The sequence below is a fragment of the Corynebacterium cystitidis genome (assembly GCF_900187295.1).
Lineage (GTDB): Bacteria > Actinomycetota > Actinomycetes > Mycobacteriales > Mycobacteriaceae > Corynebacterium > Corynebacterium cystitidis.
Window position 1 is genome coordinate 2,636,426 of sequence record NZ_LT906473.1, and the last position, 25,585, is coordinate 2,662,010.

21 protein-coding genes and 1 CRISPR repeat array are annotated in these 25,585 nt (G+C 55.1%); of the genes, 8 read left to right on the forward strand and 13 right to left on the reverse strand.

Features of this window, described 5'->3' with window-relative positions; genetic code table 11:
- Nucleotides 1–2 precede the first annotated feature (2 nt).
- From cas3g to cas2, 4 genes are read left to right on the forward strand one after another with little or no spacing between them, the layout of a single operon-like run.
- On the forward strand, nt 3–2,675 hold the full coding sequence (gene cas3g / locus CKV99_RS12445) for a type I-G CRISPR-associated helicase/endonuclease Cas3g (protein WP_092259470.1): 2,673 nt from the start codon (nt 3–5) through the stop codon (nt 2,673–2,675).
- A complete protein-coding gene (locus CKV99_RS12450; protein WP_092259467.1) occupies nt 2,675–3,715 on the forward strand; it encodes a hypothetical protein in 1,041 nt (346 codons plus the stop codon). Before cas3g ends, CKV99_RS12450 begins: the two co-directional genes overlap by 1 nt.
- Nucleotides 3,712–5,316 carry a CRISPR-associated endonuclease Cas4/Cas1 gene (locus tag CKV99_RS12455; protein WP_092259464.1) on the forward strand — a complete coding sequence of 535 codons (1,605 nt, stop codon included), beginning with the start codon at nt 3,712–3,714 and terminating at the stop codon, nt 5,314–5,316. Before CKV99_RS12450 ends, CKV99_RS12455 begins: the two co-directional genes overlap by 4 nt.
- Nucleotides 5,316–5,615, forward strand: coding sequence for a CRISPR-associated endonuclease Cas2 (gene cas2, locus CKV99_RS12460; RefSeq protein ID WP_231910070.1), 300 nt, complete (start codon nt 5,316–5,318; stop codon nt 5,613–5,615). The genes CKV99_RS12455 and cas2 overlap by 1 nt, the downstream gene beginning before the upstream one ends.
- Before the next feature lie 197 nt (nt 5,616–5,812).
- Nucleotides 5,813–8,929: a CRISPR direct-repeat array (repeat unit 36 nt; unit sequence GTCGCCACTGTTTCGGCAGTGGCCTTTCATTGAGGC).
- A gap of 106 nt (nt 8,930–9,035) precedes the next feature.
- Here cas2 and uriT read toward each other — a convergent pair.
- From uriT to CKV99_RS12475, 3 genes are read right to left on the reverse strand one after another with little or no spacing between them, the layout of a single operon-like run.
- Nucleotides 9,036–10,472 carry a uridine transporter UriT gene (uriT, locus tag CKV99_RS12465; RefSeq protein WP_092259458.1) on the reverse strand — a complete coding sequence of 479 codons (1,437 nt, stop codon included), beginning with the start codon at nt 10,470–10,472 and terminating at the stop codon, nt 9,036–9,038.
- Nucleotides 10,473–10,476: 4 nt separating this feature from the next.
- Complete coding sequence (locus tag CKV99_RS12470) at nt 10,477–11,394, reverse strand: carbohydrate kinase family protein (protein ID WP_092259455.1); 918 nt, start codon at nt 11,392–11,394, stop codon at nt 10,477–10,479.
- Nucleotides 11,394–12,317: a pseudouridine-5'-phosphate glycosidase gene (locus CKV99_RS12475; protein WP_092259452.1), complete on the reverse strand. Its 924-nt coding sequence runs from the start codon at nt 12,315–12,317 to the stop codon at nt 11,394–11,396. Before CKV99_RS12475 ends, CKV99_RS12470 begins: the two co-directional genes overlap by 1 nt.
- A gap of 116 nt (nt 12,318–12,433) precedes the next feature.
- Between CKV99_RS12475 and CKV99_RS12480 the strand changes: the two genes are divergently transcribed.
- Nucleotides 12,434–13,345, forward strand: a complete 912-nt coding sequence (locus tag CKV99_RS12480) for a LysR family transcriptional regulator (RefSeq protein WP_092259449.1) — start codon at nt 12,434–12,436, stop codon at nt 13,343–13,345.
- A 52-nt stretch (nt 13,346–13,397) separates the two neighbouring features.
- Nucleotides 13,398–13,925 (forward strand): GNAT family N-acetyltransferase, encoded by a 528-nt coding sequence (locus tag CKV99_RS12485; protein ID WP_092259446.1) that lies wholly within the window; start codon nt 13,398–13,400, stop codon nt 13,923–13,925.
- Between the two features lie 65 nt (nt 13,926–13,990).
- Here the strand turns inward: CKV99_RS12485 and CKV99_RS12490 are convergent, their stop codons facing one another.
- The 3 genes from CKV99_RS12490 to CKV99_RS12500 form a co-directional block, all read right to left on the reverse strand.
- Nucleotides 13,991–14,743, reverse strand: a complete 753-nt coding sequence (locus CKV99_RS12490; RefSeq protein ID WP_092259443.1) for a hypothetical protein — start codon at nt 14,741–14,743, stop codon at nt 13,991–13,993.
- 137 nt (nt 14,744–14,880) lie between these two features.
- Entirely contained in the window at nt 14,881–17,166 is a 2,286-nt protein-coding gene (metE, locus tag CKV99_RS12495; RefSeq protein WP_092259440.1) for a 5-methyltetrahydropteroyltriglutamate--homocysteine S-methyltransferase, read from the reverse strand.
- 86 nt (nt 17,167–17,252) lie between these two features.
- A complete protein-coding gene (locus tag CKV99_RS12500; protein WP_231910071.1) occupies nt 17,253–18,263 on the reverse strand; it encodes a methylenetetrahydrofolate reductase in 1,011 nt (336 codons plus the stop codon).
- A 320-nt stretch (nt 18,264–18,583) separates the two neighbouring features.
- Here CKV99_RS12500 and CKV99_RS12505 point away from each other — a divergent pair, with 320 nt between their 5' ends.
- Together CKV99_RS12505 and CKV99_RS12510 are read left to right on the forward strand one after the other, a co-directional pair.
- The gene (locus CKV99_RS12505) at nt 18,584–19,318 is read left to right on the forward strand and encodes a hypothetical protein (RefSeq protein ID WP_092259437.1); all 735 of its coding nucleotides are present in this window, start codon (nt 18,584–18,586) and stop codon (nt 19,316–19,318) included.
- 490 nt (nt 19,319–19,808) lie between these two features.
- Nucleotides 19,809–20,138 carry an ArsR/SmtB family transcription factor gene (locus CKV99_RS12510; RefSeq protein WP_231910072.1) on the forward strand — a complete coding sequence of 110 codons (330 nt, stop codon included), beginning with the start codon at nt 19,809–19,811 and terminating at the stop codon, nt 20,136–20,138.
- Nucleotides 20,139–20,155: 17 nt separating this feature from the next.
- Here the strand turns inward: CKV99_RS12510 and CKV99_RS12515 are convergent, their stop codons facing one another.
- From CKV99_RS12515 to CKV99_RS12545, 7 genes are all read right to left on the reverse strand, one after another.
- Nucleotides 20,156–21,034: an urease accessory protein UreD gene (locus CKV99_RS12515; protein ID WP_092259434.1), complete on the reverse strand. Its 879-nt coding sequence runs from the start codon at nt 21,032–21,034 to the stop codon at nt 20,156–20,158.
- 13 nt (nt 21,035–21,047) lie between these two features.
- On the reverse strand, nt 21,048–21,662 hold the full coding sequence (gene ureG, locus CKV99_RS12520) for an urease accessory protein UreG (protein ID WP_092259431.1): 615 nt from the start codon (nt 21,660–21,662) through the stop codon (nt 21,048–21,050).
- 48 nt (nt 21,663–21,710) lie between these two features.
- On the reverse strand, nt 21,711–22,430 hold the full coding sequence (locus tag CKV99_RS12525) for an urease accessory protein UreF (RefSeq protein ID WP_092259428.1): 720 nt from the start codon (nt 22,428–22,430) through the stop codon (nt 21,711–21,713).
- On the reverse strand, nt 22,411–22,887 hold the full coding sequence (ureE, locus tag CKV99_RS12530) for an urease accessory protein UreE (RefSeq protein ID WP_092259425.1): 477 nt from the start codon (nt 22,885–22,887) through the stop codon (nt 22,411–22,413). Before ureE ends, CKV99_RS12525 begins: the two co-directional genes overlap by 20 nt.
- Before the next feature lie 180 nt (nt 22,888–23,067).
- The gene (gene ureC / locus CKV99_RS12535) at nt 23,068–24,780 is read right to left on the reverse strand and encodes an urease subunit alpha (protein ID WP_092259423.1); all 1,713 of its coding nucleotides are present in this window, start codon (nt 24,778–24,780) and stop codon (nt 23,068–23,070) included.
- Between the two features lie 52 nt (nt 24,781–24,832).
- Nucleotides 24,833–25,144 (reverse strand): urease subunit beta, encoded by a 312-nt coding sequence (locus CKV99_RS12540; protein WP_092259420.1) that lies wholly within the window; start codon nt 25,142–25,144, stop codon nt 24,833–24,835.
- A gap of 26 nt (nt 25,145–25,170) precedes the next feature.
- Nucleotides 25,171–25,473, reverse strand: coding sequence for an urease subunit gamma (locus CKV99_RS12545; protein WP_092259417.1), 303 nt, complete (start codon nt 25,471–25,473; stop codon nt 25,171–25,173).
- Nucleotides 25,474–25,585 lie beyond the last annotated feature (112 nt).

Genomic DNA, 25,585 nt, shown 5'->3' on the forward strand with positions numbered 1-25,585 from the left:
CCGTGGAAAAGTTAACTATTGATGATTTCGACGATTTTTTCCGAGCGCTTAACGACGATAATTTGCCCTTCACGTGGCAGCGTGATGTCGTAGAACATGTGCTAAATCATGGGCGCTGGCCGGACAGGATCACCGCCCCTACCGGATCTGGTAAGTCTTTTGTCACCGATGCTCACGTTTTCGTTAACGCTGCACAGTCGACGTATGGTGTGCGTGTTCCTCGACGGCTTCATGCGGTTGTAAATAGGCGCGGTCTGGTGGATAGCCAAGCAATAAGGGCTGATTATATTAAAGACAGGCTAGAGGCTGCCCCAGCAGATTCGATCTTAGGTGCGGTGGCGGCTAACCTTCGTCTTTTGCGGAGCGATTCTGCCGATACCCCTCTAGAGGTGGGACATCTTCGCGGCAATTTGGTTAATCGTACGCTTCCGGTTGATGATCCTACTGCGTGCGCTATCGTCGCCGCCACCCCGGATATGTGGGGCTCTCGTCTTTTGTTCAGAGGATATGGTAGTTCGGTGCATGCCCGTCCGAGAGAAACTGCGTTGATTTCCATGGATTCAGTTTTAATCTTGGATGAAGCACATCTGAACAGACAGCTTCTGTTCACCGCGCGACGTGTAGCGGATCTTCAATCGCGTTACCCAACAATCGGCGTTCCTACGCTTCAGGTAGTGGAAACTACAGCTACTGCAAGCAGCGATCCAGGTAATGAAGCTGTGAGCATTGATGTCAATCCTGATCAGTTTGATCCTGAACGTGATGCAGCGCTCTCCGCTCGATTCTTCTCGGCGAAGCAGCTTGAGTTGGTGGAGTTTCAGAAGTGGAATGGTCGGCCAAAGAATAGTGGGCTTACCAAGCTCGTGGTTGAACAAGCTCTTGAACTGCACCAGGATGCTTCAGCGACGGTTGGTTGCATTGTTAACCATGTCGAAAATGCAACTCAAGTCGCACGGCAACTACAGAATAAAGGCTTTACTACGGTTTTGTTAGTGGGTCGCATGCGGCCTCATGACGTGACAGAAGTTCGCCGACAGCACCCACACTTATTTGCGTCGAAGACGGACTCTGAGGTGGATTTTGTGGTGGCAACCCAAACTCTCGAGGTTGGTGTTGATATGGACTTCCACAGCCTAGTTACTGAGCTTGCTCCGGCGTCATCACTTGCACAGCGTGTGGGCCGCACGAACCGTAACGGACGGTGGGAAAACTCCCAGGTGCGGGTTGTGGTACCCCCAACTGAAGAGGTGATCAAGAATGAACACCCTCCGTATTCCGGTGAGGATTTGGTAAACGGCTTACGCTGGCTGCACTCTTTGTCTGAATCTCAGTCGATTAATCCTGCTGCGGTTCGTGAGCTCCCGCCTCCTGTTTCTTCGCCGAAACGCGACTTATTTCAGAGAGTTGAACTATCGGATCTTGGTTTGCTGGCACGCACTAGCGAGAAGTTGTTGGTTCAGCCTGATCTCTCACTGTGGCTGCGCGACTCCTTGGAACCGGAAACGGCGATGGGTGGCGTTGTTGTTCGCGAGTTTCTTCCTTCCACAGATTCGGTTGCCTTGGAGCTGTTGAAGGCTCTGCCGCCGCTTGCTGATGAGGTTTTTCCCGCTTCGCTGAATATACTGAGCCAGATTAAACAGCAACTTGTGCTCGAACCTCGTGACAGGTTTAAAGCCGAGTTAAAGGATACGCTCAAACGTCGTTTGTTTTTGTATCGTGATAATGAAATGACATTGATGGATATTAATGATCATTTAAAACCCGGCGATATCGTGGTTCTTGATCCCGGGTTGCGGTTTACCTCAGAGAATGTCGCTGTCATTGAACCAACGGATACTCCTCCCGCTCAGGTCCCTCATCCTGACGTATCGCGGTTAGTTATCGCCGAGCATGCCGACGAGAGCGATGTAGCTTGGCTGCGTGACTTTGTTGGCCTTACCCCTGAAGAAGCCACTCAGGCGTTGAACGAAGAAGGCTATGAAGGAGAGGTGGTGCTTTCCGCAAGCACCACTGAGCGTGGAAGCTCTGAGGTTGTGAGCTGGTTTTTTGTTAAGCCACCTGCTTCAGAGCTTTCCGACGAAATCCGTCAGGAATGGTCTTCTTCACAGGGGCAAGTGCTTCTTTCGGATCATGCTGACGATGTGGCGCAACGTGCCCGATTGATGGCTGAAAAACTTGATGTGATTGATGAGTTGGTCGATGTTGTTGCTGAGGTCGGTTTGCACCATGATGATGGCAAGGCTGACCCAAGGTTCCAGATCCGTTTGGGCAATAATAGTGGCTCTGTAGTTTTGGCCAAAAGCAAGCGGCGTTCTCAACAACAAGTTCAACTGAGCCGGGCGCGCAGTGGTCTTCCTACTGGGTGGAGGCATGAGCAGCTGTCAGCTCTGATGTGTTTTGACCAGTCAACCGGTGACGGAAAGTATCGCGATTTGGTCACATACCTTGTTGGAACAAGCCATGGGCATGGTCGTTCATCGTTTAACCATGTCGCATCCGAGTTACTGGCGACGGAAGATTCTTCGCTTTACTCGAATGCTGAGCAACTTTTTTCGGTTGGTGACTGGGAGCACATGGTCTCCAATTTGAATCATCAGTTTGGCCATCATAATTTGGCTTTCCTTGAAGCTGTGCAACGCGCTGCTGATGCCCAAGTATCAAAGGAGGGTAAGTAATGTATTCGATTCAGATTGCTGGTGATGCCCAGTCCACGTTGACCCACTTTGCCCTATACGGTCTTGCAGGCATTGTGCAGTATGAATTGAACCAGCCAGTGTTGGTTTCTTTCACGTCCGAGGTAGATCCAAAAGCAGTTCTCGAGACCACTGCCGGTGAAACTGAGGTGGCCGAAGCTGTTTTGCACGTGGCAAAGAGGTGGTCCGAACCGGGGTCCTGGGCTCAAGACACAATGGCTTATCCGGATAAGAAGAAAAGCGTAGAGCGCTCGCCTTTCTCGCCACGTATTCAGGTGATTGACTCCCGTGACACTTGGATAGCCCACCAGGAGTTTCGCCACAGGCATATTGACCAATTGGAGCAAGCGGGTGATCGTCTGGCTTTGCGTCTGATCGCTGGTTTGGGTGAAGCGTCATATTGGCGGTTCCAGGGAAAGGATCGTAGGCCAGATCATGGAGCTTCCCGTTGGGAAATGAAGACCCGCAACCGTGGTGAAGAGTTCATTGTGCACCGGTTTGCACCGATGTGTTCAGAACTAAGCTCGTGGTCTTCTGAAGACATTCTTGCTGGAATTACAGGTACTCAGGTCAACGATACTCTGGGCAAGCAGAAAGCGGACTCGCGTACTGCTACCGGTCTTACTACGCCTCGAGCGACCGATGTGGCCTTAGCTTTTTGCGGTCTTGTCGGTTTAGGATGCTTTCCGGTTTTACACCAATCAACAGAGTTATCTGTCACTCCAGCTGCGTATCCACAAAATGTCTTACACACTAGGCACATGGTCCTTCCGGTTCCTGCACAACCAATCACATTATCGCGGTTGGAAGCTGTGTTGGTGTCTGAGGCCCTTTCCCACGCATCGCAAAAGTATTCCGATGAAAGGGCTGAGGATGAGAACGAAACGTTAGAGGTAACTGCTGCGCAGGATTGGTTAAGAGCGCGTGGGATGGGCGCGTTAGTGCACTTCTCGGTGCTAAAGGCCGGGTCTGATAGTGCCCCAGAACGCCAGGTTCTCACCGGAAGGATTGAGGCGTTATGAGTACTCCCGTAGATGGGTCCGTCCCCATCAGTTTGGTACTACACACCAAGTTTTGCCCTCGTAGAACCTGGCTGGAGGCAAACGGGGAGGTTACTGACACCTACCAGATGCAGGCCGGGCATCAAGGCCACCGCCGTGTTGATGATCCAACTTCTTCACGTCCGCATCAGTTAAGGCAGCTTGCAATCAGTGATCCGGCTCTTGGCATTCACGGCCGTGCTGATGTCGCTGAACCTGAGTCTGATGGATCGATTCATGTTGTGGAGTACAAGACTGCTCCTCTGCGTGATGTTGTTGCCGCTACTCCTGCCCACAAGGTTCAGCTGGCTTTGCAAACCATGTGCCTTGAGTCTGCTGGTCACCGTGTAAGTAGGGCGACTGTGCGGTTTGTGGATTCCCGCCTTTCGGAAGAGGTTCCGATTACGGATGAACTTCGCGCTCAGGCAGTGGAGCTTGTCGACGAAACACGCCAGATAATTGCGTCGCCGACCGCTCCGGCTCCTCTGATTGATGATGCGCGCTGTAGTAAATGTTCTCATATGCCGGTGTGTCTTCCTGATGAAAAGCAAGGAGTGCCTGTTCGCAGAAGGATCAATGCAAAGAAACCTGTTGGCAGCGTCATTCATCTCACGGAGCAGGGTTCGCGCTGCTCTGTGAAAACGGGGCGACTCATTGTCAAGAAACGGGGTGAAGAGCTAGGTTCTGTTCCCTTGGGCCGAGTCGATGGCGTAACAGTGCATGGAAATGTCGATGTCTCTAGTGCTGCGATTAGGGAATTAAGCTGGCACCAGAAAGCGGTGGTGTGGTGCTCGTTTAGTGGCAGGGTGTATAGCTGGACGCAACCGGCGTCGAGCCCTAATGGGTTATCTCGATCACGGCAGCATGAGCTTGCAAGTGATGATTTCCTGTCCCTGGCCAAGCAGATGATTGAAACCAAAATTTCTAATCAGCGGACTTTGCTTCGGCGCAATGGTGACTGCCCAAGGCCCGTTGAAGATCTAGCCATCCTGACACAACAGGTAGATGCGGCAATTTCGCGTAATGAACTTTTTGGTATTGAAGGGGCTGCAGCAAAAGCGTATTTTTCCGGATTTACGTCGATGCTAAAGCATGGTGCTAAGAACAAGTACCAGTTTGATTTCCCCGGGAGGGAGGGGCGTGGCTCTATCGATCCGATAAATGTTTTACTCAATTATGCGTATGGAATGCTGACTAGCGAATGCTTGCGGGCACTAGTTTCGATCGGTCTAGACCCTCATATCGGTGTGCTCCACAGCAGCTATCGGAATAAGCCAGCGCTTGCTTTGGATCTCATGGAGGAGTTCCGACCTACTATCGCAGATTCTGCCATTATCAGTCTGCTGAACCGCAGAGAGTTTCCGCTGGACGGTTTTGTAAGTAATGATTTAGGCACCCGTCTGACTAAGGACGGCAGGAGGGCGGTAATTGAGGCGGTTGAAACACGGCTCTCAACGGAGTTCAATCATCCCGTCTACGATTACAAAGTTACCTGGCGGCGTGCGATTGAGGTGCAAGCCCGACAGGTTTTAGCTCTACTTGAGGGTTCTCAAGAGCGTTACTTTGGGGTTCGGGTGAGATAGTGAGGGACGATCTTCGACGAACTTTGGTCGCGTACGATATTCCACATGACCGTCGCCGTACAAAAGCTGCCCAAACATTGTTGACCTACGGAGACCGAGTACAATATAGCGTGTTCATCGTCGACTGCATCCCCGCTCAGCTGCTGCGGCTCAAGGAGCAACTGCGGGAAATCATCAATACGGATGAAGACTCCGTGTTATTTTGCGATATCGGTTTGGTGGCAACTCTTCAAAAGACGAATTATTCTTACTTGGGGTTAGAACCTAAGTTAACTAGCGACGGGCCCCTGATCTTCTGACTTGAGCCCCAAGCATATTGATGCGAGAGCCACACGATTGCAATTGAGTGCGGCACGCGCTCGCAGCTTAAAACAGCTGGTTACGCGCTGGATTTGCGATTTTCCACATCACTGATGTGCCAAAAACTCACCAAATTCTGCTTGCACTCGCAACTACCGACATATACGCTGGAAGCGCCCCTATTTTATTCGGTGCTGTCGCCACTGTTTCGGCAGTGGCCTTTCATTGAGGCGGGCAGGTTAGATGGGCCTGGGGCGCAGTCGCATGGTGTCGCCACTGTTTCGGCAGTGGCCTTTCATTGAGGCGTTATTGACGGCAACACCATCTCTTTTACCGAAGTGTCGCCACTGTTTCGGCAGTGGCCTTTCATTGAGGCGGGATCTTCCACATCTTCCGGCCAATTCACATCACGTCGCCACTGTTTCGGCAGTGGCCTTTCATTGAGGCCCCAGCTCCCCAGATGGAGGAAGTGGCAAGTGCGCGTCGCCACTGTTTCGGCAGTGGCCTTTCATTGAGGCCCCATATCAGCAGTGCATGCACCATTTCGCGGTCAAAGTCGCCACTGTTTCGGCAGTGGCCTTTCATTGAGGCTTTTCAGCAGGTTCTGGTTTCGAAGCGCAATCGGGGTCGCCACTGTTTCGGCAGTGGCCTTTCATTGAGGCGAAGACTGTAATTCACACAGGCAGGGAAAACCACATGGTCGCCACTGTTTCGGCAGTGGCCTTTCATTGAGGCTGTCTCGAACAACCGGGGACGCCTTCGCTACCGGAGTGTCGCCACTGTTTCGGCAGTGGCCTTTCATTGAGGCGCCAGACGATCGCTGACGGCGACAGGTACGTGGCGGTCGCCACTGTTTCGGCAGTGGCCTTTCATTGAGGCCTCAAGTGTGGGCATGGACGAGGTTTATCTCTTGGGTCGCCACTGTTTCGGCAGTGGCCTTTCATTGAGGCCCTGCAGGCCTTGCGGGCCGGGCGGCCCCGCTGGGTCGCCACTGTTTCGGCAGTGGCCTTTCATTGAGGCGAGATCATCCTTCGATTCGCCGGGGTGTGGAACCAACGTCGCCACTGTTTCGGCAGTGGCCTTTCATTGAGGCCCGCGTGGCCTATGAGCGATGGAGAGTCGAAGACGATGTCGCCACTGTTTCGGCAGTGGCCTTTCATTGAGGCAGACACCCGTGACCATTTATGTGACTCCTCTGACCAGTCGCCACTGTTTCGGCAGTGGCCTTTCATTGAGGCCGTTCACGCACAAACCCGCTACGCGCGTGTCCCTGGGTCGCCACTGTTTCGGCAGTGGCCTTTCATTGAGGCATTTCGTACGTTTCCGGCGCGTAGACCTCCCCAGCGTCGCCACTGTTTCGGCAGTGGCCTTTCATTGAGGCCAGGGAATACGCCCCTCCTGGTCCCCCCAGCCGTTGTCGCCACTGTTTCGGCAGTGGCCTTTCATTGAGGCAACGGCAGCCACCTCCAACTACCCGGACTCGGCAACGTCGCCACTGTTTCGGCAGTGGCCTTTCATTGAGGCAGTGCGGAAGACCTTGAAAAGCTCAACGGAAAGCTGTCGCCACTGTTTCGGCAGTGGCCTTTCATTGAGGCCACGAACTTACCCATAGATTTGACTCGCGGTTTGATCGTCGCCACTGTTTCGGCAGTGGCCTTTCATTGAGGCTGCGTTGACCGCAGCGATTATGATCGAAGCCGAAGCGTCGCCACTGTTTCGGCAGTGGCCTTTCATTGAGGCTCGAAAATCTGCAGGAGGCGGTTGGTGACGAGCTGGTCGCCACTGTTTCGGCAGTGGCCTTTCATTGAGGCCTAGAACGAGCCGTCACACGCGCCGGGCTGGGAGTCGCCACTGTTTCGGCAGTGGCCTTTCATTGAGGCTAGTAGCGCGTCGAGTTTTTGGAGCGCGGGGATAAGTCGCCACTGTTTCGGCAGTGGCCTTTCATTGAGGCGTCAGCAAGTCAGTGACATGCTACCCGTGGTTGAGGTCGCCACTGTTTCGGCAGTGGCCTTTCATTGAGGCTCGAAGTGGTCGAAGATGGGACTGCGTGCGCCTAAGTCGCCACTGTTTCGGCAGTGGCCTTTCATTGAGGCCAGGTAGGAGGGGTGCGGTTCACGTCCAGGGCTTCCGTCGCCACTGTTTCGGCAGTGGCCTTTCATTGAGGCTGGTGCAAGAAAGTCGCGGCTGGCGTTGTGTTGCGTCGCCACTGTTTCGGCAGTGGCCTTTCATTGAGGCTGGTGCAAGAAAGTCGCGGCTGGCGTTGTGTTGCGTCGCCACTGTTTCGGCAGTGGCCTTTCATTGAGGCCCCAACGTCGAGCCACTATGGGCCGACAAGAAAACAGTCGCCACTGTTTCGGCAGTGGCCTTTCATTGAGGCGTCCCACCGCGACAGGTTCGCCCCGGCTAGCTCGGTCGCCACTGTTTCGGCAGTGGCCTTTCATTGAGGCTTCTTGGATTTTGTCTCGGTCGATGATGACCCTTTGGTCGCCACTGTTTCGGCAGTGGCCTTTCATTGAGGCCAGGTAGGAGGGGTGCGGTTCACGTCCAGGGCTTCCGTCGCCACTGTTTCGGCAGTGGCCTTTCATTGAGGCTTTCGTCAATTGTGACGTTTCTTGCAAGTGCAGCAACGTCGCCACTGTTTCGGCAGTGGCCTTTCATTGAGGCCCACCCGATCACAACCCCGGTGGAGATTCGTAAGGAGGTCGCCACTGTTTCGGCAGTGGCCTTTCATTGAGGCACTGACGTGACTGGCACGTCTGCGCATACCTGGATGGGGTCGCCACTGTTTCGGCAGTGGCCTTTCATTGAGGCGGGAACAGGCCTACCGGCGCGCGTCAGCGATTCATCGTCGCCACTGTTTCGGCAGTGGCCTTTCATTGAGGCGCGCCTCGAGCCCATCAAGTGCCCGGGTCGCCGCAGTCGCCACTGTTTCGGCAGTGGCCTTTCATTGAGGCACTGACGTGACTGGCACGTCTGCGCATACCTGGATGGGGTCGCCACTGTTTCGGCAGTGGCCTTTCATTGAGGCAACTCACTCGGCTACCATTCATGGTTCATGTCACGTCGCCACTGTTTCGGCAGTGGCCTTTCATTGAGGCCAGGTAGGAGGGGTGCGGTTCACGTCCAGGGCTTCCGTCGCCACTGTTTCGGCAGTGGCCTTTCATTGAGGCCAGGTAGGAGGGGTGCGGTTCACGTCCAGGGCTTCCGTCGCCACTGTTTCGGCAGTGGCCTTTCATTGAGGCTTCACAGCAGTTGATGATCTTGCGCCGGAAGATAAGTTGCCACTGCTTTCGCAGTGGCCTTTCATTAAGGCAACGATGAAGTTGAAGCGTCATCGCTGTACGTGTTCGCGCACAGCGCGCCTGCGCCACCAGCACAGGGTGGTTGGCAGGCAGACGCGCAAGCGGTCCCGGTCGGTCTTAGGCTGCAGCCGCAGCTTGTTGGTCTTCCTCCTCTACCCGTGCGGGAGAAGGGATCAGGAAGGAAGCCACCAAAGCTAGCACGATAATAATCGCACCGGTGAGCATTCCTGCCTGGTAACCTGCAGCTTCGCCTTGAGCTGCTCCCACAGTGGTGTTAACCATGAACAGCAAGGCGAAAGATAGTCCTGCACCGATGTTGAAAGCGCCAGAGTTCATCCCGGGCAGATAGCCCTGGTTATCTTTCGGCGAAAGCACAACACCTAAGCCGTTGAGCATGATGTTGCACACACCGGCGTAAGAGATACCAATCCACAGTGACACGATCAGCAATGTGATTGGCGTGGTATTAGTAACCACATACATGGCAAAGAAGATGCCCAACAACGTGACCACCAACCCGCCTCTCAACACAGATAGATAGCCCAACTTTCCTGCGATCTTTCCTGCAATCGGCCCCATGATGAGTCCTGCCAAGGCATAAGGTGTCAGCGTAAACCAAGACACCGTGTCTGCTCCTAGGCCGGCGAACTCAGGTGATTGGGCAAGGTTAGGAATCAGCCCATTCATAATGGCGAAAATCCCTGTCATCGTGAGCACTGTGGTGAGGAGCAAACCCCAAGTGCGACGTTGCTTCATATAGGTCGTAGTAACCAAGGGGTGCTCGATAGTGGATTCGATCCTCCAGAAAATGAAGAATGCCACTACTCCGACAACCAGCAAGATCCCAACCAAAACGAAGTTCGCCTGATCTAGCTTGCCCAGCTCATTAAACGCAGTCAGGATTGCACCCAAAGAAACAACCAGGGCGAAAGCCCCACCCCAGTCCATCTTCTGAGACTGTTCCCCACGTGTTTCCAGAGTGCCCAAGCGGACAAAGACAATTGCTAATACTGCGACAACAGCCATCGTCCAAAACACGGAACGGAACCCATAGTTCGCAGCTAGCCAACCACCAGCGAGAGCATCGACACCAGCAATACCGCCGTTGACAGAGGTTAACACCGCCATCCAGAACGCGTAACGCTTCTCATCAGGCATTTGGGCGCGCAGCATGATTAAGGCCATGGGCACAATCGGGCCAGAGACACCCTGGATAATGCGGGCCACAAATAACATGTACACATTGACGGACAATGCGGCGGCTACAGAACCTAGCGCCGTGACCACCAGCATGCCAATCATGATTTTGCGGCGCCCGATAAGATCCCCCCAACGCGGCAACACCAGAGAAAATAGCGCCGCTGCGGTAAAGAACGCTGTTTGGCTCACACCGATTTGCACCGCTGTCGCGTTCAGCTCACGTTCCATGGTGGCAAGCACCGGCGATAGCATTGACGCGTTGAGCTGGAAGGCCAGAATGGCAGACAACAACGCCAGAACAAGACCAACAGTACCGGTAGTTCTACGAGTTGTTTCCATAACTTTTGTAGACATGGTCCTAGCTCGCCTTCTCCGCATCAGAGTCTGACGGCTCAACGTCGGCAGGCTCAGTAGCACCTGGCGACACCAAAACCCGGCGCGCCAGGCGATGAGCGGCAAGAACGCTGGCTTCTAGGTCAGTTTCCCCGTTGGCGACACTGGCGAGGAAGCCCGCGTTAAAAGCATCCCCAGCACCGGTAAGATCCCGAATAGTGGTTGCCGGCTCTACGGGTACAACGTGTTGGAGTTGCCCGCCCACAAACACGCGTGTTGCTTCCGCCCCATTGCGTGCCAGCAGTGTTGCCTGCGGGAATTGCTCCAATCCGGGGCCGGGCTCGTCGTTAAGCGCAAGTTCAAGCAGCTCTGCCTCATCCCTGTTCGCGGAAATATAGTCCGGCGCGATCTCAGCCATGTACTTCAGATAGGTTTGCTTGCCTAAACTCTCGATGGTGTACACGCTGGAAATATCGAAAGAGATTTTTCCACCGTTGGCCCGCACTGCCTGCGCCGCAGCAATAGCCGAAGACCGAGTAGGTTCCACCTCAAGCGAATACGCGGTGAGATGCAACAGGGAGACGTCGGCAAGCCACTGCTGATCAATGGGTTGCAACATGCCAGACGCGCCGCGCGAAGGGAACATATTCCTTTCACCACTTTGGTCAATCTGCACCACAATCGTGCCCGTTGTGCCCCGCACCTGCATCTTCACATCAACACCGAGGCTTTCAAGATCGCGGGTCAACGCCAAACCCGCCAAATCATCCCCTACACACCCGATAAACCGGGTTGGCGTGCGCGGGCCCGCAAACGCTGCAACATTCGCGGCTGAACCGCCACGGGTGATAGTGATAGTTGATTTCGTGTCTGTAGCGTGGCGAATCTCTTCTTCTAGCCACACAACAATGTCTTGAACAATGTCACCGATAACACACAACATTATTTCTCACCTCTTCGGATTGATCCCGCGATAGAAGCAGCAAGCGCGATGTTGTTCTTATACAGTGCAACGTTTGCTTCCAACGATTTCCCGTCGGTTGCCTGGCGGATATAGTCCAGCAAAAACGGAGTGGACTCCTGACCGGAGATCCCCTGGCGTTCAGCCTCATCCCAGGCCTGGCTAAGAATCTGATCGAGAAGCTCAGGATCAAGCTGATCTTTCATAGGCACCGGGTTACAAATATTGATCCCAGACTTCACGCCAAGATCACGCTGCACGCGCAGCATCTCTGCCACTTGCTCCGGGGTGTCTACCCTACGGTTCAGCGCATGGCCAGAATCTGCCACATAGAAGCCCGGATATTGATCAGTTTGGTAGCCGATCACAGGAACATTGAGGGTTTCAAAACGTTCCAGCGTGGCAGGAATATCCAGGATTGCCTTCGCACCCGAAGACACCAGCACGAAAGATATCTGGCTCATGGCAATTAAGTCAGCTGACTCGTCGAAAGTTTCGCTGGCACCGTGGTGAACTCCACCCAGCCCACCGGTAGCGAACACGTCGATGCCTGCCTGGTGTGCCAGGTGGGCGGTGGCTGCAATCGTCGTACCAGCAGAAAGCCCGTGAACATGGGCGTAACTCAGCTCACGCACCGAGGCTTTCAACATCTTGTCTTGTGCTGCCATCTCTTCGATCTGATCTGTAGTCAGACCCACCGTTGGCTGGCCTTTATACACGCCGATTGTGGCCGGTACCGCCCCGCTGTTGCTCACGATCTGTTCACCCTCCAGCGCAACACTGACGTTCATCGGCTGAGGCAAACCGTGGGTGAAAATGGTTGATTCAAGCGCGACAACAGGTGAACCTGAATCTAGCGCTTCTTGTACATGGTCCCCCACAAACAAATACTGTGACTTATTCATCACTGTCTCCTTCTTGTTACTTATGTCATGCTTAACGTTAAGTAATGAAGACAAGACCGACAATAGCCCTAATGGAATATAGGCATAGCTAAACGCTATGGGGAGGGTTCGCAGCCATGACCAACAAAGCCACCTGTGAAATTACGCTCAAACAGTTAGAAGCCTTCGTCGCCACAGTAAACAAAGGGAGCTTCTCCGGCGCGGCAGCCGAACTATCACGCACACAACCAACAATCAGTAAAGAAATCCAGCGCCTGGAAGAAACCCTGGATGTGCAGCTCTTTGACCGCGACCAAGGGCCTGCCACCCTGACAGAAGAAGGCCACAGCTTGATCAAACACGCCCGCCGCATCGTGGCAGACGCACACCGATTCGTCGACTACGCAGCAAGCCTAGCCACCGGATTCCCCCACACAATCCACCTAGCGTGCTCCCCCAGCCTGGTGAACAACCTCATACCTAAACTCCTGCAAAAAATGGAAACAACCTTCCCCCATGTCAAGCTAGCCGTCAAGGAAGTAGGCACCGGCGAAGTAGAAACAGTCCTAGAAGAACAACAAGCAGACATTGGCGTGTGCCACTGCCCGCGCGAAATTCCCGGATTCACCGTGGTACCAATTGGGCACGACCCGTTGGTGCTGGTAGGAACCCAGGAAATAATCGATCTCGTTCAGGACCCCGCTGATCTCAGCTCGCTAGAACGCACCCCACTGATGTCCTGGCCACGCGACCAGCACCCCGAATACTATGACGAGTTGATTCGCTGCTGCCAGCAGCGCAACCTTGACCCCCTTGTGATTGTTGGAAGCGCACAACTGACAGGCTCAAAGCAGTACTTGCTTTCACAAGGGCGTGCTTTCGGCGTGCTACCACGAGACGCAATCCGCGGTTTTGACCCGAGCCTCACATTTATCACGCTAGGGCCTGACGCGACTGTGGAACTTGGCTGTTTGGTTCCTCAACGCCCTCACTCCGGCCTGGTACATATCTATGAAGCCCTGCGCGATCTTCATCAGACGCTCGGTTAAGCATTGGATTGGCAAGCTACACTGGGCTACTTAGACATTGACGGAGACTGCCATGCGCCTAACCCAGCCGAACACTGCCTTCCACGCCTCCTGGCTAGAGGCCGCTCACGAGCTACAGCACGCAGACGGCCCTAACGAGGGCCACGGTATGAGCCTCGAGCTTGCCGACGGAGACCTTTCTGATCCCACCACCTTTGCCACATGGGTTTACGCGCTTAACGACGAGGCCGTCTCCCCGCGCTCCGGCCGTGTTCCTGCGACGAACTGGTGGATGGTGGAAGGCTCGGAGTACCTTGGTGCGATCCAACTGCGGCACACATTAGGTACCGAATATTTGCGCACCCGTGGCGGGCACGTCGGATACACAGTCCGCCCGTCAGCGCGCGGACGCGGATTGGCTACTCAAGCGCTCACGTTGGTACTGACTCGTGCCCATGAATTCGGCCTGGAACAGGTTATGGTAACTTGCCTTGAGGCGAACCCAGCGTCGGCACGCGTCATCGAAAAAGCAGGTGGAATAATCGAGGGCACCAGCGATGGTTTGATCCGCTACTGGATACCTACGCAAACAAAATCATAAGCAAAACGGCCCCGCATATCCATCACGGGGCCGAATAGAAACTTTGCTGTGCTGTGTGTAGGCGTTTAGCGCCAGGAGATTGGATCAGATGGTGTTAGATCCGAGTTGGACGGAATGTCATATTCGAAGCTAGCTGCTGTCGCAGGGTTTCCACCCTCAGAAGTTACGTAGCTCAACGCAGCGTATTGGTAAGGGCGATCAATCTGGACGTCTTCAAGAGCGGTTGGCATGACATCAACCGCATCGATTCCGCAAACAATTTCTTCGCCACCACCGAACAACAAAAACTTATTCGCCTTGTAGCCACGATCATCCGTCAGGTTGATGTCAGGTTGTTCCACGCTGTATGGCTTTTCCTCGCCGACTTGTTCAACCTTCTTCAAAGTCATCGTGTACGGCACGCAAATAAACTTTTCAATCTGATCTTCAGGCTTTCCTATCTCCTGCCCAGCTGCCTCATGAACCTCTTCTACGGTCTTTTCAACAGGTTCATTGACGGCAAGTTCCCAGGTAAGAAGATTTCCATCGTAATCCTCTGTCATCACTGTCGCCGTCTCACCAAGCTTCAGAGTCGTGCCCGGTTCAGTCAGATCACCATCTACTTTTTTATCCTTTTTATCCTTGCTTTCCTCTGCCGAAGTCGTGGCACTCTCGGATGCAACAGAAGATTCAGAAGCAGCAGTCTCTTCTGTTTGAGAAGCACTGTTCTGATCATCAGATTCGGAACATCCTGCCAGGAAAAGGGCAGGTACAGCGACTACAGCAACGATACCAGTCTTTAGCTTTTTGCTGAGAGATTCATGAAAGTAAAGGCTCATGGATTCAAATATAGTGCAAAGAAACTGAATTTTCGATAATTACGGTAAATTCCGCCGTGTCACCTTCAGGCGATAATGTGGGCGACCAGACACCGCCCCGCCACATTTAAAGTAGCGGGGCGGTCTCCAGATCGCTGCTACACTCCTGCAGCCACAACCTCGTCGCGGGCAAGCACGAGGTTACGCAGCGACGGCTCCACTTCGGCGTAGCCGCGGGTCTTCAAACCACAGTCAGGGTTGACCCAGAGGCGCTCAGTTGGCACGTTCTTCAACGCTGCGCGGATTAGCTCCGCCATCTCAGCCACTGACGGAACGCGCGGTGCGTGGATATCCCAGATACCTGGGCCGATCTCGGAGTGGAAGGTTTCGTCGATGTCCTCGAGCAGCTCCATCCGCGATCGCGCGGCCTCGATCGAGGTCACGTCCGCATCCAAGCCAGCAACAGCGTCGATGATCTGGCCGAACTCGGAATAGCACAGGTGGGTGTGGATCTGAGTGGTTGGCTTAGCGGTCAAAGACACCAGCCGGAAGGAGCGCACAGCCCACTTCAGGTACTCAGGGCGTGCATCCTCACGCAGTGGCAGCAGCTCGCGCAGTGCGGGCTCATCAATCTGAATCACCTGGATGCCGGCCTCCTCAAGGTCGCGGACCTCGTCGGCAAGTGCCACACCGATCTGGTCGGCGGATTCTGCCAAAGAGACATCATCACGCGGGAAAGACCAGGCCAGGATGGTCACTGGTCCGGTGAGCATGCCCTTGACCGGCTTATCGGACAGGCTCTGCGCATACTTCGCCCACTCCACAGTCATCGGCTCTGGGCGGGACACGTCGCCGACCACGATCGGTGGACGGGTGCAACGGGAACCGTACGACTGAACCCAACCATTATCGGTAGTAACAAATCCTTCCATCTGCTCGGCGAAGTACTGCACCATGTCGTTGCGCTCCGGCTCGCCGTGCACCAGCACGTCCAGGCCGAGGCGCTCCTGCAGCTCGATAACGTCCTTGACTTCTTGCTTCAGGCGGTCGTTGTAATCCGCATCCGATAGCTCACCGGTGCGGTGCAGGGTGCGCGCGCGACGAATCTCTGCGGTCTGCGGGAAAGAACCGATGGTGGTGGTGGGCAGTGCAGGCAGGTTCAACTGGTCTTGCTGCGCCTTGATGCGCTCTTCGAAGGCAGGTTCGCGCTTGACTTCGCCTTCAGGGAGCTTGCCGACGCGCTCTGCCACCGCTTGGTTGTGCAACTTGGTGGATTCTGCGCGGGTGCGCACCGCGCGGTCGGAGCGAGCAAACGCCTCAGCCGCATCGATGGGGCCAGCCACCAGTGCCTGTGCCTCGCCGATCTTCTCGTCTGCAAACGAAAGCCAACCTGCCACGTCAACCGGCAAGTGCTTCTCATCTTCAAGCGTGTGCGGTACGTGCTGCAGGGACACGGAGGTGGACACGGAAACGGAATCTTCGGAGCGTCCGTTATCTGCCGTGCTCGCGGAGCGAAGCGTAGCGAGCACCTCTTCCTTCTTACGCAGGTCACCGGCCCAAATATTGCGGCCGTCAATGAGGCCCGCAACCAGGTGGGTCTCAGGAGCAACGGCTGCAGCAACGCGGCGTGGGTAGTCCGGATCAGCCTCCAAGGTTGCAGGTGCCAAGTCCACGTGCAAGGCTTCCGGCTTGGCGTCGGCAAGTGCTTTCAGGCCCTCGCGCAGGGAACCATAAGGGGTGGTCAGGTAGACATGTGGACGGTCCTCAGCGCCCAGTAGCTCAGTCCACGCCTCAGAAGCGTAGCGTGCCAGGTCTGCGTCAGGGTGGCCTGCGATATCAGCTGTAAGGATTGGCTCAGCAACCTGCACCCAGTCCACGCCCTCCTTGTGGAGAGCGGAAAATACGGTTGCGTAGGCGGCGGTCAGCTCATCAAGGCGCGAGAAATCAACCGGCTTCGACAATGCAAGCAAGGTGACAGGGCCCACCAGGTACGGGCGCACAGTATGGCCGGCGGCGCGGGCCTCCTCGACGATACGCACGATGCGCTCCGGAGCTGGGTCAAAAGCGTTCTCCGAGATCTCAGGAACCAAGTAGTGGTAGTTGGTGTCGAACCACTTTGTCATTTCCAGCGGGTTGCGGTCATCAGTACCGCGGCACAGGGCAAACTCCTCGTCCAGGTCAGCAGCCTCAAGCACACCGACAGTCAAAGCTGTTTCGAGCACCTGGTCGTAGTAGGCGACATCAGCAGGGATGGCGTAGTCGTCGTTAAGCCCCAAATCACGCAGGTGATTGTAGGTATCAATGCGCAGCGCATGCGTCGTGGACAGGAAGGTTTCCTGGTCGATGCGGCCGGCCCAGTAAGACTCGAGGGCGCGCTTGAGTTCACGGTTGCGGCCGATGCGAGGATAGCCCTCGATGGTGGCCTTGGGAAAAGAAGAAGTCATAGGAAGATCCTTACGTCAGAATATGTCAGAAATTTTTCAGTTACTTCTGCAGCTCAGCGGAGGCTTCCGGCTTCTGCAGCGAGTTCCTAGCGCAGCGCGTCAGGGGTGGGTATACCGATCCGGTTCAACAGGTCCTGCGTCACCTCGGCATTGTTGTGCGTGTAGATATGCAACCCGCCTGTTCCTGCTTCCAGGATGGTGCGGGCGAGATCGACGGTCATCTCCATGCCAATCTCGAACTCTTCCGCCTCATTCGAGGCCTGGCGCATTCGCTGATACACCCGGTCGGGGACACTGATCCCCGAAAGCACACCCATGCGCTCAGCCCGCTTCAGGCTGGTCATGGGCATGATTCCAGGGATCAGCGGGATCCGCACACCGGCCAAACGAGCGCGCTGCTCGAAGCGCAGGAAGTCTTCCGCCTCGAAGAAAAGCTGGGTGATGGCAAAGTCGGCTCCAAGGCGCTGCTTGGCCAGCAGCACGTCCAAATCCTCGTCCGGGCTTGCGGATTCCGCATGGCCAGAGGGGTAACAAGCCACAGACACTGCCAAGTTTCCGGCTGCCAGGCGGAACGCTTCTTGCTGCTCAATCTCGCGGATCAGCCGCACCAGGTCGGTAGCGTGCGGGAGGTGGTCGCCGTCAAGCTTGCTCACTCCTTCCGGCAAATCCCCACGAAGTGCCAAAAACCCGCGCACACCCGAATCAAGCAGGGTGTAGATCCATTCGGTGAGCTCATCGCGGGTGCCGGCGGTGCAGGCTAGGTGCGCGATGGTGCGGGCCTGGGTGTTGGCGCTGATGCGTTTGATGAACTTCGTGGTGCCGGTCAGCCACTGGGAGCGTGCCGACGAGGTGACCGAAATGTAGTCCGGTTTGTAGGCATTCAGCGTGGCAAGCAGGTTATCGATCTTCGCCTCGTCAGCATCATGGCGCGGAGGAATCACCTCGAAGCTCAGCGCAAGGCGGCGCGGGCGGCGGGTTCTGAAGGCCGTACCTGGCACGCCGGAAGGCATGGACTGGATGGTGTCGTCGAAACCATCCAGGGGTGCAGATGCAGAAAGCCGAGCGGATGGGCGCGACGACGAATTCTTCGCAGACACAAATGCGTCCTTTCATAAGTATCCGTGTCCGTAGAGGCACGGGGTTCGTCGTGAAAGATGTCGCGGCCGGGCTCGGCACTTGCGTTGAATTGAAAGTAGACCAAGCTGTTTCACCGGTTCAAGCACAATAAAAATTTTGACCCGCAAAAATACCGATGACGTTGGCTTTTGCGATGAATATAATTCGCGGTAAAACAGGCACCGTGATCTCAGCAACCCAGCCGAAAACCTCACACCAAAGCACCCATCATGCATGTTCTTTCATGGGTATTCTTGTACTAAACCAACTAACGGAAAGACTTAGTGAAAGTAGGAACACCATGAATCCATTACTGCTGAAGCAGGGATTTAGCCTTGCGCGTGACTTCGCCCAGCGCGTCAACGAGTACCGCCAAGAGAAGCAACGCGAGGCATACGACGCTTTGGTCGCAGCCGCCGACGAATTCAATGCGGAATTTGAGGGCGACGATTTAGCCCGTCGTGGGCAGGCGCTTATCGACGAGTCCCGCCGCGAAGCCGGAAAACTCACCCAGGCCGCTCACCGCCGCCTCGACCAGGCCCGAGAGCAACTGGCTAACCGGGCGCAGGATGCCTCCAAACAAGTGGAGAAGCGTACAACGAACTTGGTAGATAAGGTGTCCGTCAAGAAGGCGAAGCGGAAACAGCGCCGCAAGACTCTGGGCCGCATCGCAGCGGGCACCGGCATCGTAGCCGTGCTGGCCGCTATCGCAGCAGCGGTGTATTACTTCGTCTTTGGTCCAGGAAAGAAAGAGGAGCCCCGCACCACCCCACCACGCGTGGAGGAACACTCCGGTGAAAAGGAGTCCACTTTGGTGTACTCCACCACAACCACCGATGGTGGAGAGTTTGCTGCTGGTTCGGTAGATGATTCGGTAGCTGGTTCCGCTGGCCCGCTGTCAGAAGAGCCCGCAGAGCGCGACGCTGAGCTGATGGATGACATCGACTCCCAGCTGGCAGAGTTCGACGCCGAAGGTGGTCAGCAGAAACCCCTTGCCGCCGATGACACATACGGTAAACACACCAAGGAGAACTAAGACCTTCTCACGTTCAGACATTACTAGCCCCCGACGGACCTCCAAGGTTCGTCGGTGATTAAGCGATCGGCGCGGGCAAGACCATGGGACCCTGCTTTTCACCTATTTGTCAAAGCTCCTTTGCCAACCTTTCACTCGAACTATCTATCCGGGCCGAATCCGTTGAATACCCCATAGGGCTACCCCCGGATACCCCCGCGATCAGGGCTTATGTATGCCAAGGACTATTTAAAGTAACTTTTAGCGGACTTTGCACTGTAAAGCATTGCGTGACTTGACCGTGCTTAAAATATTAGATATTGTTCAATTGATTGTTTGAGCCACAATCACTCTTATCTAGTTTGCGTATTTGCTGGCGGACCGCCCCACCGACTTTCTCCTTCGCGTGGGAACGGTCCGCCAGCATTTGCTTACCCCCGAACGCTTCTCAACCGGCTAGAGTAGTGGGAAAGTATCACACTCAACAAAACCCGGGAGAAAGGTGCGGCTCATGACAGAACACGCGATGGAGCCACACGAAGAGCTCAACCGTAACCTCAAGCTTGCTGAGGAATGGGCAGGAACTTTCAAGATCCTCGGTGACCAAACCCGCCTGAAACTGCTGAGTTCCATCCATTTCGCCGGACAGTACCAATACACCGTCAGCGAATTGGCCAAGGCCACGGAAGTCCGGGTGGCCACGGCCTCCGCTGCTCTTCGAGCTATGGAGCTTAACGGAACTGTGAAGTCACAGCGCGACGGCCGCAGCATCCGTTACGGAATCAGTGATGATAACGTACACGACCTGCTCCACTGGATCGGAGCAGGTCACCGCCATTAAGCACCACCAGTGACCAGTTAATACTGGCGCAGGTGGATCTCCCCCTGGCCCCGCAGTGTCCCGCGCACACGGCTAGCCACCGCAATCACGAGGGCAAGCAGCTCCTCGGTGCGGTTGCCCAGCGCACGCAGCACAAACCCTGGGCGGTCACACTCGGTGATGGCAGCAATCATCGACTCATCAGCGGCCTCATGCTCCTTGACCACAGCGCGAACCTCATCGAGGAGCTCGTCGTTAAGCCCTGGATTAAAGCAGATCGCCGTGGCCACGTGCGTGCGCCCCGCCATGAAGAAGTCCTTGTCTTCGCCGAAGTCACCGGCTAACGGGTTGATGCGCATATTGTCGATGAGCACCGGCTCACCGTCCATAAACACCTCATTAAGCAGGTGGGCCTGCTCGTAGAGGAACTGGCCACCGTCCGGCGACCACCCAGGCGTAATGATGTCCGACAAGAACAGGGAACCCTGCGGATCCACATTCGCGGTGATGCGCTGCCGGAAATCAGCGTCACGGTACAGGATCAGCTGGTCCGGAATGTACTCGAGCACACCACCCGCACCCACGTTGAGCTCGATGTTCTGCACAACGAAGTCGCCCGGGGTGCGGTACACTTTCGCCGCCGACTGGTCCGTGATCAACGCGGAAGCACCATCAGCAACGCTGATCTTCATCCGGTAGGCGTCGCCACCAACATAACCACCACCGGGGTTGACGATGATGTAGTACACCTGGCCAGAATCATCCAAGTAGTGCGGGCGGATGATCTTTAGTGCGCGCGTGTGATACTGGGTGGTAGCGATGGACTTTCCGCCCGAAACGGCAATACCCAACTCAAGATCACCCATGGGATGACGCGGTGGGTTATGTTCAAAAACACCTGCTGGAAGTTCCCACATATTCCTGGGCATATTATTTCGCGAGATCTAGCATCAGGACATCGTGGCGGATCCACTCGACGATCTCATCTAAGCCCTCATCAGTCTTGAGGTTGGTCAACACGAAAGGTTTATCGCCGCGAAACTCCTTCGAGTCATCGGCCATCACCTGCAGGTCTGCGCCTACGTAAGGTGCAAGGTCCGTCTTGTTAATCACGAACATATCGGACTTAATCATGCCCTGGCCAGCCTTGCGCGGAATCTTCTCACCCTGTGCTACGTCAATGATGTAAATGGAGAAATCCACCAGCTCAGGCGAGAAGGTTGCCGACAGGTTGTCGCCACCAGACTCCACAAATACCAACTCGAGATCGGGGTGGCGTGCCTGCAACTCCTCTATCGCTGCGTCATTCATGGAGGTATCCTCGCGGATTGCCGTGTGCGGGCAGCCGCCGGTCTCCACACCGATGATGCGGTCTTCAGGCAGCAAACCTTCGCGCGCCAAGATCTTTGCATCCTCCGTGGTGTAAATATCGTTGGTAATTGCCGCCATGGACACCTCGCCGTCGAGTGCGCGGGTGATGCGTTCAATGAGGGCCGTCTTGCCGGAACCAACAGGTCCTCCGACACCAATCTTGATCAAGCTCATTTTAAAATTCCTTTCGTTGTTACTTTCCTCTTAATTAAGTGCATGGGCTTAAGACATGAACATGCGCGAACGCAATGCCTCGTGCTGCATCTGCGCAATCTCAAGGCGGGGCGCTACTACACCCAAGTCTGCCACGGTGTGCTCCATGGTCATGTCGCCTGCCCGCTCTATGGCAGGGTAGGCGCCGACCAGCACGCGCTGGCCTGCATCCTGGCCGAGCGGAATGGCTCGAATGGCGTTTTGCGTCATCGAGTTTGCCATTTGCATCAAGTACGCATCCACGGCCTCACGCTGATCCACACCAGATGCGGCAAGTGCCAGGCCTGCAGCAATGCCCGGATTGCCGTGCATCTCACGTGCCGTGATCGCCTTTTCGTACTTATCGACGAGCACATCTTCCGGTGCCACAATACTGGCAACACGAGCCATACGCTTGCCCATTGAATTCATGGAGACGCGGACCTGCTTCGGGGTCTGTGCCGCATGCAGCAGGGTGTCTAGCTGCTCAAGGCCTGCAAGCTTCTCATCCTCGCTTGCCGACGAAGTGTGCAACTCAACCGCAAGCTTCACGGCGAGCGCATCGTTGAAGCTGGCTTGGCGCAGGTAGCCGTGGAGCCACGCACCATAAGTCTCTGGGTTGTGGACGTCGTCAGCCTGTACGTAGGTTTCCAGACCTGCGGAATGGGCGAAGCCACCGGTGGGCAGAGCCGAGTCCGTGAGGTGCCAGACAACGAGCTGTGCGCGGCGACTAGTGGGAATGTTCTGCATGACGGAAGGCCTCAGGCATAACGTGCTCACCACGGGTGTACGGAGCGCCGGCGTGATCTAGGTAGTGCTCCACAGTGTGGTCGTAGCGCACCACCATGACCTCCTTCCCAAATTCTGAGTCAACGTCGAAAAATTGTGCCTGGAGATGGCGGTTACCCAAGGTGTGAGCTACTACCAAAGCCTCACGGATAGTCCGTGGAGCGATGACAAGAACGTCGGTGGGCTTCATCTTTGCCACAAAGACTTTGTCATCTGTGCGTTGGAGGATGTCGCCATCTTTGAGTTCGCGGAAGTCTGTCGGCAAGCGCAAGGCGATTTCCTCGCCGGATTCCGCGGCTACGCGCTGTACGCGCTTCAAGCGGGTCTCATTATCAAAGTAGACCGGGTCAATAGTGAGGTTCTCGCGTTCTGCTTCAGGCAGATCGGCGATATTTTCAGTGATGTCGGTAATGATCATTTTTTCTAACTTTCCCTAATTTCTTTTCTAACCTTAGATGGATGGTTTGTTGTTAAGAAAAACTCTACTAAATATGAGGAAAGGCGGGGCTAGTGTAGCAACACACCAGCTCCGCCTCCCTTCTTTCTCGACGCTATTTTACGAAGACGTCTCGATGTGAAACTTCTGTTCTGTGTGAATCTAGAACAAGAAGTAACGCTGAGCCATCGGCAGGACTTCCGCTGGCTCCGAAGTGATCAATTCACCGTCGACATAAAGTTCATATGTTTCTGGGTCAACTTTAATGTCTGGGGTAGCGTCATTATGCTTCATGTCCTTCTTGGTAATGTTGCGCATATTCTTCGCCTCAACGAAGGTGCGGTTAATTCCAAGCTCTTCAGGCAAACCGGCTTCAAAAGCTGCGGTAGGCAAGAAGGTAACAGAAGTCTGGCCGGCAGCAGCACCTCGCGCACCGAACTGATAGCGCATGGTGCGTGGCTGTGGAGTAGGAATCGATGCGTTGGAGTCACCCATGATCGCTCGAGTAATAATTCCGGACTTCAAGACAAGCTTCGGCTTCACACCAAAGTAAGCAGGATCCCACACAACAAGGTCCGCGATCTTGCCCTCTTCCACCGAACCAACCGCGTGAGAAATACCCGACGCAATTGCAGGGTTGATGGTGTACTTCGCAATGTAGCGCTTGATGCGGTTGTTGTCGTTGTTCTCGGAGTCACCTTCGAGCGGACCGAACTGTTCCTTCATGCGGTGAGCAACTTGCCAAGTCCGCAGCGCAACCTCACCGACACGACCCATTGCTTGAGAGTCCGATGACGTAATCGACATGATGCCACGATCATGCAAAACGTCTTCAGCCGCAATGGTTTCCTTACGAATACGGGAGTCAGCGAACGCAACATCTTCCGGCAGGTCCGGATTGAGGTGGTGGCACACCATGATCATGTCAAGGTGCTCATCCATTGTGTTGGTCGTGTAAGGCAGCGTTGGGTTAGTCGATGCCGGGATCACATTGTTCAGGCCAGCGACCTTCAAAATGTCCGGGGCGTGCCCACCGCCAGCACCCTCGGTATGGAAGGTGTGAATGACGCGGTCCTTGAATGCGTCGATCGTGTTATCCGCAAATCCACCCTCGTTCAAAGTGTCAGTGTGGATAGCAACCTGGAAATCCATCTCATCCGCGACAGTCAATGCCACGTCGATCGCGTTGTAGGTGGAACCCCAGTCCTCATGAATCTTCAGACCAACTGCACCAGCGCGGATCTGTTCACGTAGAGGCTCAGCCTCGGAAGCGTGCCCCTTACCTAAGAATCCCACGTTGATATTGAAGTCCTCAGAAGCCTTGATCATGGTCTTCATGTTCTGGGGACCAGAGGTGACAGTCGTAGCGTTTGTTGAATCGGTTGGTCCGGTTCCGCCTCCGATGAAGGTGGTTGTTCCATTGTCCAACGCAGATTCAATCTGGTCTGGCGAAATGTAGTGGATGTGCGTATCAATCGCGCCAGCTGTGACAATTAGGCCCTCGCCACCAATGACCTCGGTAGCGACACCGACGGTGATGTCCACATTGTCTTGAGTATCAGGGTTACCAGCTTTACCGATCTTGAGGATCTTGCCGTCCTTAACCGCAATATCCGCCTTGTAAATGCCGGTGTAATCGATGATGATCGGGTTTGTGATCACCAGGTCTGGAATATCGTTTTCTGCGGTGAGACGCCCGTTCTGGCCCATGCCATCACGGATAACCTTGCCACCACCGAACGAGACTTCCTCGCCGTAGATGGACGAGTCAGACTCGATGACTGCCACGAGATTAGTATCTGCCAAACGGATGCCGTCGCCGGTGGTAGGACCGTTCAGCTCGGCATATTGGCGCCTATCCATTTCAAAAGACATATGCTTTTTCTCCTAAATCCTTGCTAGTTTGCTGTGTTTTGTGCGTAACGGACTACTTGACCGCGCCGTTGACCTTGGCGTTAAAGCCGTAAACCTCGCGCTTGCCCCCGAAGTCAATCAGGTTGACGGTGCGGGAATCGCCCGGCTCCAGACGCACTGCAGTACCAGCAGGAATATCGAGACGCTTACCCTGCGCAGCCTCGCGGTCAAACTCCAGCTCGTCGTTCGCCTCTGCGAAGTGGAAGTGGGAACCGACCTGCACTGGGCGGTCGCCCTTGTTGGTCACCTCAATGGTGAGAGCTTCCTTACCCTCGTTGATGACGATCTTGTCATTGCCGTTGATGATGAGTTCACCAGGAATCATGTTTTTGTCTCCTTCGCGACGTGTGTTTAGCGGATCGGGTTGTGTACGGTGACCAGCTTGGTGCCGTCTGGGAATGTTGCCTCGACCTGCACGTCTGGGATCATCTCTGGAACACCTTCCATAACATCGTCACGAGTCAGGTAGGTGACGCCTTCACTCATCAGATCTGCAACGCTCTTGCCGTCACGTGCTCCCTCGAGCAGTTCTGCGGTGATCAGTGCCTTAGCCTCTGGGTGGTTGAGCTTAACCCCGCGCTCCTTGCGCTTGCGAGCCAGGTCAGCTGCGACCACGATCATGAGCTTTTCTTGTTCACGCTGAGTCAGGTGCATGAAACTCCTCCATCTAGTTTGATTTGGTTATCCACACGACTGTTGCGTTCAACCGTGTAAGTCTTATATGAGCATATGGGGGACATCTCCCATCATGCCTTAACTGAAACTT

Excerpts from the sequence above, each read along its gene's own strand:
- CKV99_RS12450 (WP_092259467.1), top strand. The coding sequence starts at position 2,675 with ATGTATTCGATTCAGATTGCTGGTGATGCCCAGTCCACGTTGACCCAC.
- CKV99_RS12455 (WP_092259464.1), top strand. The coding sequence starts at position 3,712 with ATGAGTACTCCCGTAGATGGGTCCGTCCCCATCAGTTTGGTACTACAC.
- uriT (WP_092259458.1), bottom strand. The coding sequence starts at position 10,472 with ATGTCTACAAAAGTTATGGAAACAACTCGTAGAACTACCGGTACTGTT.
- CKV99_RS12470 (WP_092259455.1), bottom strand. The coding sequence starts at position 11,394 with ATGTTGTGTGTTATCGGTGACATTGTTCAAGACATTGTTGTGTGGCTA.
- CKV99_RS12475 (WP_092259452.1), bottom strand. The coding sequence starts at position 12,317 with ATGAATAAGTCACAGTATTTGTTTGTGGGGGACCATGTACAAGAAGCG.
- CKV99_RS12480 (WP_092259449.1), top strand. The coding sequence starts at position 12,434 with ATGACCAACAAAGCCACCTGTGAAATTACGCTCAAACAGTTAGAAGCC.
- CKV99_RS12485 (WP_092259446.1), top strand. The coding sequence starts at position 13,398 with ATGCGCCTAACCCAGCCGAACACTGCCTTCCACGCCTCCTGGCTAGAG.
- CKV99_RS12490 (WP_092259443.1), bottom strand. The coding sequence starts at position 14,743 with ATGAGCCTTTACTTTCATGAATCTCTCAGCAAAAAGCTAAAGACTGGT.
- metE (WP_092259440.1), bottom strand. The coding sequence starts at position 17,166 with ATGACTTCTTCTTTTCCCAAGGCCACCATCGAGGGCTATCCTCGCATC.
- CKV99_RS12505 (WP_092259437.1), top strand. The coding sequence starts at position 18,584 with ATGAATCCATTACTGCTGAAGCAGGGATTTAGCCTTGCGCGTGACTTC.
- CKV99_RS12510 (WP_231910072.1), top strand. The coding sequence starts at position 19,809 with ATGACAGAACACGCGATGGAGCCACACGAAGAGCTCAACCGTAACCTC.
- CKV99_RS12515 (WP_092259434.1), bottom strand. The coding sequence starts at position 21,034 with ATGTGGGAACTTCCAGCAGGTGTTTTTGAACATAACCCACCGCGTCAT.
- ureG (WP_092259431.1), bottom strand. The coding sequence starts at position 21,662 with ATGAGCTTGATCAAGATTGGTGTCGGAGGACCTGTTGGTTCCGGCAAG.
- CKV99_RS12525 (WP_092259428.1), bottom strand. The coding sequence starts at position 22,430 with ATGCAGAACATTCCCACTAGTCGCCGCGCACAGCTCGTTGTCTGGCAC.
- ureE (WP_092259425.1), bottom strand. The coding sequence starts at position 22,887 with ATGATCATTACCGACATCACTGAAAATATCGCCGATCTGCCTGAAGCA.
- ureC (WP_092259423.1), bottom strand. The coding sequence starts at position 24,780 with ATGTCTTTTGAAATGGATAGGCGCCAATATGCCGAGCTGAACGGTCCT.
- CKV99_RS12540 (WP_092259420.1), bottom strand. The coding sequence starts at position 25,144 with ATGATTCCTGGTGAACTCATCATCAACGGCAATGACAAGATCGTCATC.
- CKV99_RS12545 (WP_092259417.1), bottom strand. The coding sequence starts at position 25,473 with ATGCACCTGACTCAGCGTGAACAAGAAAAGCTCATGATCGTGGTCGCA.